Origin of the sequence: Pseudodesulfovibrio sp. JC047 (genome assembly GCF_010468615.1) — a bacterium.
Lineage (GTDB): Bacteria > Desulfobacterota > Desulfovibrionia > Desulfovibrionales > Desulfovibrionaceae > Pseudodesulfovibrio.
In genome coordinates this window covers 1-14295 of record NZ_WUEH01000002.1, presented here as the reverse complement: position 1 = coordinate 14295, position 14295 = coordinate 1, and the positions used below count along the sequence as shown (strand labels likewise).

Sequence of the window (14295 nt, the reverse complement as noted above, 5' to 3'; positions counted from 1 at the left end):
TCATCCTCGACTCTTCGGTGGCCTGTATTTTTGCGGGTGGATGTTCGCGTGTTTTGAACGGTGATGACCGAATCGGTTATTCCTGTTCAAACGGCAGAATCAAGTAGAACTGGTTGCTGTTGTCGGTGTGCGAGTAGCCAACTTGTCCGTTGTGCAGTTCCACCACTTGCCTGACAAAGTACAGCCCACGCCCAGAGCCGCTTTGATGGGTAACGTTGTCGGCGCGAAATCCTGGTTTGAAGACTTCCATGGAGTTCTTGAGTTCTAATGGGTCGCCGGTCGAGGCTACCCACATGCGGATACCCGGACTGCCGGGAGCGTAATAATCCTTGATGATTTTCCACCCATACGAAATGAATTTTCCGCGTCGCCCATCCGGGAGTGTGGCTGTTTCAGTGTATTTGAGCGCGTTGGAAAACAGGTTGTCAAAAACCTGGGAGATCAGCCCTCGATCCATGACGAGTCTGATGACTTGATCCGGTGCGCCGCCGAGTGAAAAATCAACCTCAATGCCACGTTCTTCGAATCGTTGTCGGAACCGTTCGAGCAGCGGGACCATCACGGCTTGGGAAAGATTCACTTCTCGTTTGTCCAGAACATATCGGCCTTCTTCAAAGTGCCGCCGTCGAAGCAGGGTTTCCAGAAACATGGAAGTGGTTTCATAGTGGCTGTAGATTTCCTGATACTGCGCTTCAATGCCCGTGGTAATTCTGGCAAGCCGGTTGCCGTGTGTTGTGCAGTCCTGGGTGCCGCATTCATTCATGCGGGCCAATATGTCGGACGTGGTCAGGTGAAGCTGTTCGATCTGCCGTTTTAGTCGGTTGAAATAGAGTTTGAAATACATGTTTGGCACAATGACGTTGTGCCCGATGTCCTGCACCAGCGATTTGATGAAATTGAGATGTTCGCGGTTTTTTGCACGGATGATCCGGTGATGGAGTTGAAAGCCTATTCTGTTGATGAATTTTTCCAGAAAAAGACGGTTGTGTTTGGTCAATGAACCGCAAGGAAACATTTCAAACATGCCCAGAATGTTGTGAGGTGGCTCAAAAGGCAACATGTCGTTGTATTCCGGGTTGCTCTGAATGGGGATGAAAAGATGGTCATTTGACAAGATCGGTTGGTTCGAAAATTCGTGATCCCATGTTCTGGTCGAGTCCAGGTCGCAGGTGCCGGTCGAACATCCGGCCAGGACGAAGGTTTCTTCGTCTTCAAGGATGTAGATGCTGGATTCGATGTTGAGGAGCAACCGGGGAATGGCCATACATATCGCGTAGAACATGGATCGACCTCGGACTTCCTGTGCGAGATCGAAAAAGATGTTCAAAGCCCGGACCTGATCCATGGGAAAGTCGTAAGCCGTATAGTCGTGAAGCTTCGCTTCAATACGGGCAATCATGTATTCCATGCGATTGGCGTCATCCATATCACGAAGATTCGACGCTTCGTCCGGGGCTGTCCAATCAGGTTCGGTCATGTTCACTCCTTGCGGCAAATGGAAAGTGAAGAGTGTGTACCATACCTGCCTGAGAGCTTCGTGACAAGGTGCAGCCTGTGTATCGTGGTTCTTTGTTCGAAAGGTCCGTGTCTGGGACGGAGAAAGGCGGTGCCAACGAAAACCAGCGGAGTGTGCCCAGTGGATATTACAGTCTGAAGATGGTGTTTGGCGACGGGTGGTCCAACCGTAGGCGGGAGGTGCTCAGCCATTTGAAAGGGCCGCTTGCGCGGCCCTTTCTGGGGTTAGAGGTCTGTTTCTCGAGGAGAGGGGGTTTTGGGGTTTGAAACAAAGGTTTCAAGGAGGTATGGTCTATGCGTATGGCTGTTATCTCGTTCGAGTCCGCCTGGCTGGATGGGGGCTTTTCGCCATGACGGGAATCGGGACAAGAGCCTTTATGCCGTTTTCGGGCTTCTCCTCTTCCCGGACGCGCGTGTCCGCGTCCGGGTCGGTGAGGAGGGACCGCCGCAACAACGCGACGGTCAGGATGATGAGAGTGACAGTGATTGCATCAATCATGAAATGACTATTAGCATGAGCCGTGCCAAAGTGTGATTACTCATAAAATCAATATGTTAAGAAAAAGTTGCACACGCAACACTTGTGCAAAATGCAACAAATTGCACAACATCGTGTGCAAGGCTGCACAAGAAGAAGGTATGTGCAGCCTTGGGAAAGGAGGGGGGAGGGTGTTATACCATGATCAGGGCGTATACGGTGCCAACCAGGGCGATTGTCAGTCCTCGGGTGACCTGATTACAGAGAATCAGTTTGAATGCCATGCGTGGTTTGAAGATGCCGGCGTAGTACGGGAATTGATGGCGGAATGCGCGCATGGGCGAGGACAGGACATTCCCGAGCATCAGGGCCAGGACAACCTGTGTTTGCGTGAGGCTGGTGTCAGCGATCATGGCACCAGCGGCCGCCAGTCCGGCAGTGAATTCGGCTGCCATGTGAAAGGCGACGATACCCAAGGCTTCCGGGGGCAGAAAGGTGAAAAAGGAGGAGCCTTCGGACAGAAATCCCTGAAGCCAGGCAAACATGCCGAATTGTTTCAGTACAAAGAAGAGGGTGTAGATCGGGCAGGTGAGATAGAGGACTTTTGGTAGCCGTTTTTTGAATCTGGCCCAGGTTTTGTGGAGGGCCGAACTCGTGTCCTGTTTCGCTTTCATTTCATCCAATCGACACGGAAGACAGCCTTCCTCGATTGGAGGGAGCAGGAATTTGCCGGAAAAGACGATCCCCATGGTTCGTATGATTGCGGCCAGGGCAGTGAGTGCTACGTACACCGTGGCGGCTGAGCCGATAAAGGGCGCGGCGATGAAGAAAAGGGTTGGCAAATGGAGAAAATAGGTCGGCAGGGAGTTGAACAGGTTGGACAGCACCAATTCCCGGTCGGATATTTCTCCTTTTTCATGGGCTTCCGAGAGCATGGTATTGGCCGTTACCCCGGAGAAAAAGGCCATGGTGAAGCTGGCAGCCGAAACATCGCGCAATCGTGCCCGACGTGCCAGGGGAGCAGCGAGCTTGGCCGCATATCTGGTCCATTTCAATGATTCGATGAGATTGCCCACAAGCAGGCCGACTGAAATGAAAAAGGTCAGTCTGATGAGAGGCCAAAAAAGCCCGTTCCAGAGAACGGGCCACGAGATGTCGAGTTCCATTTACTTCTTCTTGTGTTTTATTTTTATTTTACGCAGTTGGGTTAATTGATCGTCAGGCATGTACAGAGTGTTTTTGTCCCCCGGAAAGGTGCCTCGTCGCACGTCTTCACAATATCGGGTCAACGCGGAGCCTGCGGCTTCACCGAGTTCGGCAAAGCGGCGGACGAATTTGGGGGTGAATCGGTCAAACAGGCCCAGTGTGTCGTGGTAGACAAGGATTTGTCCGTCCGTCACATTGCCCGCTCCGATGCCGATGGTGGGAATTGAGACAGCTTCAGTGATGAGTTCAGCGGCTTCCACTGGGATGGCTTCAAGCACAACGCAGAACGCACCAGCGGCTTCCACTGCCTGGGCGTCTTTAATGAGTGTTTTTGTTGCTTCGGCCGATTTGCCCTGGGCCTTGAAACCACCGAATTTGGCGATGTGTTGCGGGGTCAAGCCGACATGGGCCATGACCGGTATGCCTGCCTCAGTGAGGGCCTTGATCTGTGGGGCAACCGGTGCGCCGCCTTCGAGTTTGACGGCCCGGGCATGACCTTCGGCAATGAATCGTCTGCCGGTTTCAAGGGCGCGGTCTACTGTGCAATACGACATGAAGGGCATGTCACCCACCACCAGTGCGCGTTTGGCACCTCGGCTGGTCGCCCGGATATGGTGGATCATTTCATCAACGGTCACGGACAGGGTGTCTTCATGGCCAAGGACGACCATGGCCAGCGAATCGCCCACCAGTATGAGGTCCATACCGGCTGTGTCCGCGATGATGCCTGATGAGTAATCATAGGCGGTTATGCAACATATTTTGCGGGTCCCCTTCATTGCCTGGATACCAGGAACAGTGACGGGAGCGGCCTTATCCACGGAAGTTCTCTTTTTGGTATCAGTCATGGTCGAAAGAGTATTGATGCCTGACCGGGGAGTCAAGCGGATGTCCGAGGAAAGGGATGCTAATCGCGCACGTTTGCTGATGGCGGTTTGCCAATCACACGATTCCGTCCGGTTTCCTTGGCGGTATAAAGCCGGGTGTCTGCAAGTTTGAGCATGGTCTCCACTGTTTCCGATTCAGAGCTGAGTCCTGTCGAAATCGTGATTTGAACCGTTTGGGAGTCAACTTGAATCATCGTTGTCTCGACAGCGAGTCGGAATGCGTCAAACCGGGTGCCGATATCTTCATCCTTGGTGTGAGAGAGCAGAATGCAGAATTCTTCGCCCCCAAAGCGGGATGTCAGGGCGTTGTGGGCAAATTCTGCCCGAATCATGGCCGAAAGATGTTGGAGAACCACATCGCCACCGTGATGCCCATAGGTATCGTTGACCCGCTTGAAAAAGTCGATATCGAGCATTGCCACGGTGACCGCCAGCCCTTTTTGCCGAGCTTCATCAACAAATTGATCCGCGTTTTCAAAAAAGAATCGACGGTTGGAGAGTTTGGTCAACGGGTCTTTGTATGAAAGGTCGCGAATCAGTTCGATGTGTTCCAGCATTTCAACGACATGCCGGACTCGGTAGTGGAATTCTTCGACCTGGAAGGGTTTGGGGATGAAGTCGTCCGCTCCGCTTTTGATGAGTTTGGCCGAAAGCAGCGGGTCGTCACTGGCTGATATGGCGATGACGCCCAGGTCGTTTTTCGAATGGCTCTTTCGGAGGGTCTGGATGAGTTCGAATCCTCCCATTCTGGGCATGTCATAATCCGTGATGACGAGTTTGATGTCTGGATATTGGGTGAGGGTTTTAAGAGCTTCAATGCCGTCTTTGGCGGTGAACACCTGAAAGAGTTGTGTTTCGAGAAGCCGGACGACAGCATGCCGCATGGATTTGGAATCCTCGGCGACCAGCACCTTGATGTGGCGATTTTTTTCAATGCGTCGGATGATCTGTAGCAGGGTATCCACACAGTCTTCTGAGTCTTTGAGAACATAGTCAGCCACGCTCCAGGTGATGAGGTTGGAGCGAAAATCATTATCTATCCCGGCGGTGAAGATGAGACTGGGGATCGCGTGGGTGGTGGCGTACTGAATGATTTCCCCGTTGGGGGCATCGGGCAGATTCAGATCGAGCAGGGCGAGCAGGTAGGATTGTTTGCAGCAGTCGATTGCAGCGGTTGCTTCGGCATACGTTTTTTCCCAGTCAACCTGGAAACCAAGATCCTCTTGTATCCTTCGCAGCACTATAGATGCGAAAAATTGGCTGTCTTCGACAAGGAGGATTTTCGGTGTGTCTCCGTCGGGTCTGGTGGCGTTAAATCTTTTATCCATACCTCAGACGATACAACATCGATGGCCTGTTGCCATTATTTTTTTACACAAAAAGCCGATCAGGTGTCCCTGATCGGCTTTTCAACTGCGTTGTGCCGCTCTTTACATTGGGGCGAGATTCTGAAGAACCCAGATGACTCGTCCGACGGTACGATCGTTCATTTCGGATGCCGGAATGGTCAGATCGGAATATTTCTCATTGTCTGCCTTGAGCAGGAAAGAGTCTCCCTGATGGAAAACCCGGCGGATGGTCAGGCCCTGATGCGGGAAGTAAACCGCGCACAAATCACCATCAGGATGTTCCTTCTGGTCGCGATCAATACCAACAAAACCACCGCGTGCGATGACCGGCTCCATGCTGGCCGAATCCACTTTGACCACCAAAAGTTTGGGGCGGCAATACGATTCGGGAACAGACAGCTCTTCAATTGGCTTGGGTTCCCATTCGGGGGCTTCCTTGTCCGCACCGGCCATGGTGGAAACAGGCACGACACGGCCACGGGAGTTCATGCGACCATACGGGGTCGGAGTCTCTCGAAGCAGGGTGTCTGCCGGCACTTTGGCCTTGTCCGCATTGATGTAGACAGGTTCCACACCTTCGGACAACCAGTCAGGGTCGAGACCATGGCTGCGATACAGTTTGAGGAACCAGTCAGCCGGAATGGAACACCGACGTTTTGCATCCGAGATGCTGGATTGGCGAACGTCGAGGACTTCAGCTAATTGCACCTGAGTGCGGGCGCCGGTCGCCTTTTTAATGCGTTCGAGGGCTTCCTCGAACCATTTGAGCTGCGCCTCATCGCATCTCCTTTTCTTTTTGGGCATAAAAGCTCCTTCTCGTCTATTTTATGGTATTTTTCTACCAGTTTAGGTAACAATAATCAACGGAAAATAGAGTGCTCTATTATCCGTCCTGGTGTCATCATTTTATCTTTTTCTTTAAAATCAATATCTTAACTGTTTTAAACAAAAAATACGTGCAGACATTGGGAGAAAGTCCCGGTTTTGTCAAGCCCCGTGTTATATGGTTTCTCGACAAAAAAAGAGAAGGAACGGTCATTTTGATGACCATTCCTTCTCAAATTATTGACTAAAACAGTGGGTTATTGAATGTATTTCAAAAATGGACTTTCTGGTGTTAAAATAAACCGAGAGTTTTTTGTAAAACTTTTTCGGTATGCTTCCATGCTTCTGACGAACTCGTAGAAGTCGGGAGACTGGCTCAAGGCATCGGCGTAGATCTTCGTTGCCTGTGCGTCACCTTTACCCCGAGTTATTTCCGCTTGCTTGTCCGCATCGGCCAGAATGATTGCCCGGTCTTTGTCAGCCTCAGCCTTGATCCTGGCCGACGCTTCCTGCCCTTCCGAACGGTATTGTTTGGCCTGACGTTCACGTTCAGCTTTCATTCTGCCGAAGATGGAACGGGCGTTTTCTGCCGGGAGGTCAGTCCGTTTAATCCGTACATCAAGAACTTCGATGCCATACGGCGTGAGCAGTTCCTTGGAACTTTTTGTCACGGCCGCCATGATTTCCTGACGTTTATGGGAAACGACTTCAATGAGCGTGTAGCGTCCCAAGGCAACACGCAGTTGAGAGCGGACGATATCGTCCAGCCTGGCTCGTGCGCCCTGAATGGTGCGGACCTTGGTATAGAAGGTCAGCGGATCGCTGATGCGCCATTTGGTGTAGGAGTCAACATTCATGTACTTCTTGTCGGTCGTGGTGATTTCTTCGGGTCTGGCGTCGAAATCAAGAATCCGAGCGTCAAAGAATACCACGTTTTGGACAACGGGCATCTTGAAGTGCAGTCCGGGTCCCAGGGCCTGATCGCCCACCGGCCGGCCGAGTTGAATGACGATGGCGGTTTGCGTCTGGTCAACAGTAAAGGCGGCTGACGTGACAACAAAGGCGCCGACAATAATCAATATGCTGAAAAGAATCGTAGTTTTTTTCATGGTGGACCTGCCTTAATTCTGTGCCTTGGGAGCGGCTTGCCTTTTCGGCATTCTCTCCAGGGGCAGGTAGGGGACGGATTGCTTGAGTGCCTCGTTGGACATGATCAGTTTTTCCACTCCCGGGTTGGTCAGGATCGATTCAACGGTTTCAAGGTACATGCGCTTGCGCGTGATGTCCTTGGCTTTGTTGTATTCGGTCAGGACGGACAGGAACCGGGCAGCGTCACCCTGTGCCTGGCGAATCTTTCCTTCCTTGTATGCCTGAGCTGTATTGACAATATGCGCGGCTTCTCCTCGGGCCTTTGGCAGGATGTCCCGCTGATAGGCTTCGGCTTCATTGATGAAGCGGCTTTTGTCTTCGCGGGCACTGGCCACGTCCTTGAACGCGTCCACAACTTCCGCCGGCGGATGGACATTTTGCATTTGCACGGCCACGATGGACAAACCTGTTTCATAGAGATCCAGGATGTTCTGCATCAAGACGCGGGTTTCTGCCTGAATTTCCTGTTTGCCGGTGGTCAGGGCATCGTCAATTTTGCCTTTGCCGATGATTTCGCGCATGGCGGCTTCACTGGCGTGGGCCAAGGTCTTTTCCGGATCATTGACATTGAAGAGATACTCTTCAGCGTCTTTTATCATGTACTGAACAATGAATTGAACAGACACGATGTTTTCGTCGCCGGTGAGCATCAGGGATTCTTCCGTGACCTCGCGGCTGACACTTTGTTGTAAGGTGCTACGCGCCGTGCCCACGGAGCGAAAACCGAATTCAATGCGTCTGATCTGGGTGACCTTGGGCGTCAACACGCTTTCCACAGGAAATGGAACGTGATAATTCGGACCCGCAGTCGTAATGCGGTTAAATTGTCCAAATTGTTTTACCACGCCCACTTCATCGGGTTCTACAATGTAGAAGCCGCTGGCAATCCAGAGGACGATTAAAATTGGTATGATGAGTTTCCAACCGGGCAGTTTGAATTTTTTGAATTTATCAAACTGTTCCTGAAAGTCATCAAAGTTCGGTGGTTTCCCACCAGGGCGCCCCTGTTGTTGTTTTTGTAATTTTTCCCAATCCCAATTCATAATACTTTACGAATAAGCGTATTGAGAGAGCAGGTCAAGGAGGTCCGGTCAAAATCGATTGATTTTGCGTCGGATGTAATATGAGTTTTGAACCGGGTGTCTTGTTTCATGTCGCGGGAGTGTAATGGATGTCGGAATTTCATCGATTGAAAGGTGCTTTTCGCCGTTTCAGGGCTATCGTTCTGGGCCGGGATGTCGAAATTGTTGGACACTGTCGGATGTGTGGCAGATGTTGCAGGAAAATTCTGTTGAAAAGTGACGACCATTGGCTGAAAAAGGAGACGGAATTTACTGAATTGTGTCAGGCAGACCCGCTCCTCGTTCGTTTTCGGATCATGGGACGAAATCCGTCCGGCTTTTTGCTGTTCGAATGTGCCAGGCTCGGGAAGGACAATATTTGCACAGAGTATGAATCTCGTCCTGCTTTGTGTAGTAATTATCCGACCAAGTCGCTATATTACCACGGCGGATGGTTGCGTGACGACTGTGGCTTTTCATTTCAAGCAGTGACCTTTCGCGATGTTTTCATGCGTCGTAAATCGTGGAGAAAACCCAAATTTGCCGACGTGTTGCGTGGACAGATTGAACAGGACAAGGATAAGCGGACTTTATGAAAAAAATCATCTTCATTCTCATCGCCGTTCTCTTGACCGGAGGAGGCGTCTGGTATTTCAATGCAGGTCAATCCACGGGGAAGATCAAGGTCATCAAGACGTCTGTCGTCCAGCGTGGGGATGTTTCAAAGGTCTTGGAAGCCACGGGTATTGTGAAAGCCCAGGTCGGTGCGCAGGTCAAGATCGGTGCCCAGGCCACGGGTGTCCTTGAATCCGTTCCCGTGAAGGTCGGTGATCGGGTCAAGAAGGGTGATCTCATTGCAGAAATCGATTCGCGGGAATTGCGTGCTCGTATCGCCGAGGGGCGGGCCAATTTGCGATTAGCTCAGGCCAAGCTCGAATATATGGAAAAGAATTTGCCGAGAAAGCGGTCCTTGGTCACGCAAAAGCTTGAAGCGCAGGACGCATTGGATGTGGCCTATCAGGATGCTGAAATCGCTCGACATACTGTCGCATCATCCCGGGCCAAACTGCGAATTCTCGAAGTGCAGCTTTCCTACACCAAAATTCATTCCCCCATCGACGGGGTGGTCAGTCAAGTCGCGGCCCAAGAGGGCGAAACCATTGTTTCCGGTCTGTCTGTTTCCAATCTGATCACGGTTCTCGATCCCACCAAATTGGAAATGTGGATTTACGTGGATGAAACCGATGTCGGTCGGGTCAAAGACGGATTGCCTGTCCTGTATACCGTCGATGCCTTCCGCAACCGGGTTTTCAAAGGCACGGTTGATCGAATTTATCCTGAACCGGAAATTCGTGACAATATTGTATATTATCGGACACTTGTGACGGTTTCTCCGGAAGAATCCAAATGGTTGCGGCCAGAAATGACGACCCAGTGTAAGATCATCGTCCAGACCAAGAAGGATGTGCTGACAGTGCCCAACACCGCGCTCAAGTGGGTCAGAAATCGACAGGTCTGTTTCAGGGTGGACGGGCCGGCGACCGAGCCGGTGGAAGTCGCGCCAAAACTCGGGTTGGTGGGATTGCAGACCAGTGAAATTCTTGAAGGCCTGTCCGAAGGCGATACCGTGGCCACCCAGTTGGTCCTGCCCGGCGCCAAGGTCGGCAAGAAGGGGCTGTAGCCATGGATCAATTAGCGATCCGCCTGGAGGCGATCAACAAGACCTTTTTCCCGCAGGGTGAGAGCGGGAATGGCGGTGATGCGTTAGGTATCGAGGTTCTCAAGTCCATTTCTCTTGATGTCGAATCCGGTGAATTCATCGCGCTTCAGGGGACGTCCGGGTCTGGAAAGTCCACGTTATTGCATATTATTGGTTTGCTCGATCGTCCCACTTCCGGGACGTATACCCTGCTTGGCAGGGATGCCGCGTCGCTGGATGACGATGCTCAATCGGATTTGCGTAATCTGTCCCTGGGATTCGTCTTTCAGTCCTTTTACCTTATCCCGTATGCCTCGGCTTTGGAAAATGTCATTTTGCCGGGGTTGTATTCCGGCAGACCTCGGTCCGAATTGATCGCCCGGGCAGAAAGCCTGATGGAACAGGTCGGGCTGGCGGATCGCATGAATTTCAAGCCATCCCGGTTGTCCGGAGGGCAGCAACAGCGCGTGGCCATGGCCCGTGCCTTGCTGAACAAACCACAGATCATTCTTGCCGACGAACCCACGGGACAGCTCGATTCCGCCACATCCTCCGAGATCATGAAGCTCTTTCATGCGGTGCATGACGCCGGGCAGACCATTGTTCTGGTTACCCATGATGAGGAAGTGGCCAAAGAGGCCGGGCGAATCATCCGGTTGCACGATGGGTGTATTGTCGAGGACGTGTCCGGTTAGGAGACGTGTTCGAATGGTGGTGTGCCGGTTGTGTCGAGCGTTTTGCTCAGACCGGGAGAGTCGGTGAATTCTGATGCGGAATCACCTGATGTTGGGAGGACAGACGAGTTTGAGAGGCTGGAGGCATTTTTCATGATACGACGCATTGCACGAATAGCGAGCATGGGGTTTGAAGCGGTCTGGGCGTTCAAACTGCGTTCTTTTTTCGTGATCCTAGGTGTCGCATTCGGCATCGCCAGTTTGACGTTGATCGTCACTGCGGTTGACGGTGCGAATAGAAAAGCCGTGGAAATCGTCGAGATGTTTGGTCCGGATTCGGCATTGGTCTTTGGCGGCAATTTCAAGCAGCGCGCCGTGGGAATGCGGACATTGACCCTGAGTCGTGAGGATGCGCAGCGCATTCGGGAATCCCTGCCTGGAACATATCTGGTCGTGCCCATGCGGGCCAAGTTTGGTCAGACCGTCAAGGTGGGCAACAAGAACTATCAGAATGTTCGTATCATCGGCACTTCGGAGAATTATGCTACGGCATGGAACTGGCCATTGTCCGAGGGCCGGGACATCACGCTTGAAGATGATACCAATGGTGCCAAGATCGCGCTTTTGGGCGACAAGGTTTCCCGGGAGTTGTTTGGCAACGAATCACCCGTGGGCAAGGTTATTTACATCAGCGACATTCCGTTTCAGGTGGTGGGCAAGCTTTCCTATCGCGGATTCACCTCTGGCGGTGGCGGAGACATCGACAACCGTATTATTGTCCCGCTGGCCACATTGGTGCAGCGATACAATATGGATAGAAAGTATTTTCGTGCGCTCCGAGTAAAATTTTATGAACCGGATTATATGGAGGCACATACGGAAAATTTGCGGTCGCTTTTGCGGCATCTGCACCAGCTTGCTCCCGAGGATGATGACGATTTTTCCATTCTGACTGCCAACGAAGTTTTGCAATTCCTGTCGATGTTCAAGGGCGGACTCAGTATTTTCCTCGGGGTGACTGCCGGGATTGCCATGCTGGTTGGCGGATTCGTGTTGGCTAATCTCTTTTCGATTTCCGTCAGTGAGCGGGCCGAAGAGATCGGTTTGAAAAAAGCGATGGGAGCGCGAAATGCCGCGATCATGGGGCAGTTCCTGGTCGAAGCCTGCGCCCTGACGTTACTCGGAGGGATACTTGGCCTTTTCCTCGGCTTGGGATTGGGACAATTCCTTTCACGGTTGGATATCCTGACAATTCAGTTCTCGTGGAAGGCATTTCTCATGGCCTTGGCCGGTTCTCAGGCTATTGGATTGATTTTTGGTTTGAAACCCGCGAGACAGGCGGCCGGGCTTGATCCGATTCAAGCGCTCCGGGGCGAGGGCTAGGCTGTCCGTACTTGCATGAAAACCGACCGCACGGTAGAGACGTCTCATGAGAATCACGATCCCCAGAGTCCACGGAGAATCTCCGAAGGAAAAGGCCATTCGATCAGTTGCCCTGATTGTGGTCTTTGCTGCGGTTATCTGGGCCTTCTACATGAACAACAAGCATGTGGTGGAGGTTTTGAATCAGGACGGTGCGGTCTATGACGAGACAGGCATCCTGGATGCAAGTCAGAAGAAATTCATTGTTTCGTTCACCCGATCCTTGCGTGAAGAATTTGGTCTGGATTGCAAGATTCAGATTTTTGGTGGTGATTTCGTGCTTCCCGAACTGGATGGCAAGACCATGTACATGGGGTTGGCTCCGGCGATCGGGGAGGTGGAATTGCGTTTTCCCCCGTTGATGCGAAAAGCGCTTGGCGTGGATTTTATCGAGTCGCTCAAGACGACGTTCCTTGTGCCGTCCTTTACCGAGGGCGATTGGCCCATGGCCATTCAGGAAGTGCTCATTGAGATTTATCGAAAACTTGAACAATTGAACACAGAGGAGAACGCCCGTGAATGAGCGTGTCACCATGTATACCGATGGCTCCTGCCTGGGCAATCCCGGTCCCGGCGGATATGGCGCGGTGATGATATATGGCGAATATAAAGGTCAGGGAGCGGACAACTATAAAGAGTTCGCCCAGGGCTACAAACGGACGACCAACAATCGTATGGAGTTGTTGGCTGTCATCGTGGGGCTTGATGCGTTGAAACGCTCCAGTTCTGTCCAGTTGTGGACGGATTCCAAATATGTGCAGCAGGCCATCACCAAGGGCTGGCTCACCAATTGGCAGCGCAACGGCTGGAAGACTGCGGCCAAGAAGCCGGTCAAGAATCAGGATTTGTGGCGACGGCTCATGCCGTTGATCGAGACGCATGACGTCACGTTCAAGTGGGTCAAGGGCCATTCCGGTCACATGTTCAATGAACGGGTCGATGATCTTGCTCGCAACGCTGCGTCCGGCGGTGACCTTTGGGTAGACGAAGGTATGGAATAGCTTTTTCCGATGGATATGAAGACGGCCCGATGCAGCAGATGCGTCGGGCCGTCTTTTTATTGGTGAAAGGGGTTTCGCGTTATGCGTCAAGCTCTTTCATGAGCCATTCCTTGATGGGTGGTGTCAATTCAAGGATACCCTTGATGTTTTGGATATCGTCAAGGAGTTCTTTGGCCAGGTCCTCGGGAAGTTTTTTTGAACAGAGAATGGTCGAACCATAATTGTCCATTTTCATCAGGACGATCTTGGGAGCTTCCCAGGTATCGATGGCAAAGTAGATGGAATATTCGCCGCTGGTGGTCACGGGTGACCGCATGGCGTCACGGTAGTTGTTGTTTCCCCATTCCAGATACAGGGTGACGGCATCTTCGTGGATCATGTCCCAGTTGACTTCGTTTAGCCATTGCTTGCAGGCATTGGTATTGTCGCTCATATTTTCCCTCCATTTGGTTACGCTGTACTTTAAGATAAACATCTCAATGCGGTCTGTCTATCCCTGCTTCGTGTAAATCACCGTCATGGTCTCCCCATTCTTCGGCTTTCCGCTCACCCAAAAGGGCTTTGGGGTGCACCGTACCCCAACACCGCTCTTCCTCCGAAGACGGACCCTTTTCTTCCATTCAAGCGAAGACGACCACCAGCCCTTGATTGGGAGCGTAGAAGCTGACCAATCGAAGAGGCGACTCTCATAAGGGGATCGGGAAATTTATCAGAAACTGATCCCTCTCAAGAGAGGCGCACATGATACTTTTGGCAGGGTGGAGCCGAATCGATTGGATCAGATTCTTGCCCCCAATCTTCGGGCGGAAAAACACCGTAAGGGGCTTTTTTTCGGCCCTTTTTTTGCCCCCGCAGATTGTAATCTCAAACTTAACACTTTCGGGGGGGGAGTTCCCAAAATGAATGTCCCATGAAAATGTTGTCCTATCACTAAAACTCCACAACGGAGGGACAACACCACATGGGACACAAACAGCTTAACCGAGAGAAGAGAGAAATTATAGAGAGGTTATTGGACCAAGGCAGCAG

The 14295-nt window shown here is 51.8% G+C and carries 15 protein-coding genes; 6 read left to right on the top strand and 9 right to left on the bottom strand.

The annotated features are described in order from the left end of the window. Nucleotides 1-76: 76 nt before the first annotated feature. From GO013_RS01360 to hflK, 8 genes are all read right to left on the bottom strand, one after another. Nucleotides 77-1477, bottom strand: coding sequence for a HAMP domain-containing sensor histidine kinase (locus tag GO013_RS01360; RefSeq protein WP_163808250.1), 1401 nt, complete (start codon nucleotides 1475-1477; stop codon nucleotides 77-79). A 345-nt stretch (nucleotides 1478-1822) separates the two neighbouring features. After that, entirely contained in the window at nucleotides 1823-2014 is a 192-nt protein-coding gene (locus tag GO013_RS01355) for a hypothetical protein (protein WP_163808249.1), read from the bottom strand. A 173-nt stretch (nucleotides 2015-2187) separates the two neighbouring features. Next, a complete protein-coding gene (locus GO013_RS01350) occupies nucleotides 2188-3159 on the bottom strand; it encodes a hypothetical protein (RefSeq protein WP_163808248.1) in 972 nt (323 codons plus the stop codon). Beyond that, nucleotides 3160-4047 (bottom strand): 3-methyl-2-oxobutanoate hydroxymethyltransferase, encoded by an 888-nt coding sequence (panB, locus tag GO013_RS01345; RefSeq protein ID WP_163808435.1) that lies wholly within the window; start codon nucleotides 4045-4047, stop codon nucleotides 3160-3162. 59 nt (nucleotides 4048-4106) lie between these two features. Beyond that, entirely contained in the window at nucleotides 4107-5414 is a 1308-nt protein-coding gene (locus GO013_RS01340) for a diguanylate cyclase (protein ID WP_163808247.1), read from the bottom strand. A gap of 102 nt (nucleotides 5415-5516) precedes the next feature. Next, nucleotides 5517-6239, bottom strand: a complete 723-nt coding sequence (locus GO013_RS01335; RefSeq protein WP_163808246.1) for a S24 family peptidase — start codon at nucleotides 6237-6239, stop codon at nucleotides 5517-5519. 278 nt (nucleotides 6240-6517) lie between these two features. After that, nucleotides 6518-7369 (bottom strand): protease modulator HflC, encoded by an 852-nt coding sequence (hflC, locus tag GO013_RS01330; RefSeq protein WP_163808245.1) that lies wholly within the window; start codon nucleotides 7367-7369, stop codon nucleotides 6518-6520. A 12-nt stretch (nucleotides 7370-7381) separates the two neighbouring features. Then, entirely contained in the window at nucleotides 7382-8452 is a 1071-nt protein-coding gene (gene hflK / locus GO013_RS01325; protein ID WP_163808244.1) for an FtsH protease activity modulator HflK, read from the bottom strand. Between the two features lie 128 nt (nucleotides 8453-8580). On the opposite strand from hflK, the gene GO013_RS01320 reads away from it, so the two are divergent. The 6 genes from GO013_RS01320 to rnhA all read left to right on the top strand — a co-directional run bounded on the left by GO013_RS01320 (nucleotide 8581) and on the right by rnhA (nucleotide 13266). Next, nucleotides 8581-9066 (top strand): YkgJ family cysteine cluster protein, encoded by a 486-nt coding sequence (locus tag GO013_RS01320; RefSeq protein ID WP_163808243.1) that lies wholly within the window; start codon nucleotides 8581-8583, stop codon nucleotides 9064-9066. Continuing rightward, on the top strand, nucleotides 9063-10151 hold the full coding sequence (locus GO013_RS01315) for an efflux RND transporter periplasmic adaptor subunit (protein ID WP_163808242.1): 1089 nt from the start codon (nucleotides 9063-9065) through the stop codon (nucleotides 10149-10151). The genes GO013_RS01320 and GO013_RS01315 overlap by 4 nt, the downstream gene beginning before the upstream one ends. Nucleotides 10152-10153: 2 nt before the next feature. Further along, entirely contained in the window at nucleotides 10154-10864 is a 711-nt protein-coding gene (locus tag GO013_RS01310) for an ABC transporter ATP-binding protein (RefSeq protein ID WP_163808241.1), read from the top strand. A 132-nt stretch (nucleotides 10865-10996) separates the two neighbouring features. Further along, on the top strand, nucleotides 10997-12226 hold the full coding sequence (locus GO013_RS01305; protein WP_163808240.1) for an ABC transporter permease: 1230 nt from the start codon (nucleotides 10997-10999) through the stop codon (nucleotides 12224-12226). Nucleotides 12227-12272: 46 nt separating this feature from the next. Continuing rightward, entirely contained in the window at nucleotides 12273-12788 is a 516-nt protein-coding gene (locus tag GO013_RS01300; protein ID WP_163808239.1) for a hypothetical protein, read from the top strand. Further along, nucleotides 12781-13266 (top strand): ribonuclease HI, encoded by a 486-nt coding sequence (rnhA, locus tag GO013_RS01295; protein WP_343219516.1) that lies wholly within the window; start codon nucleotides 12781-12783, stop codon nucleotides 13264-13266. The genes GO013_RS01300 and rnhA overlap by 8 nt, the downstream gene beginning before the upstream one ends. A gap of 79 nt (nucleotides 13267-13345) precedes the next feature. Here rnhA and GO013_RS01290 read toward each other — a convergent pair whose 3' ends face one another. Then, complete coding sequence (locus tag GO013_RS01290) at nucleotides 13346-13699, bottom strand: DVU0772 family protein (RefSeq protein ID WP_163808238.1); 354 nt, start codon at nucleotides 13697-13699, stop codon at nucleotides 13346-13348. Nucleotides 13700-14295: the final 596 nt, after the last annotated feature.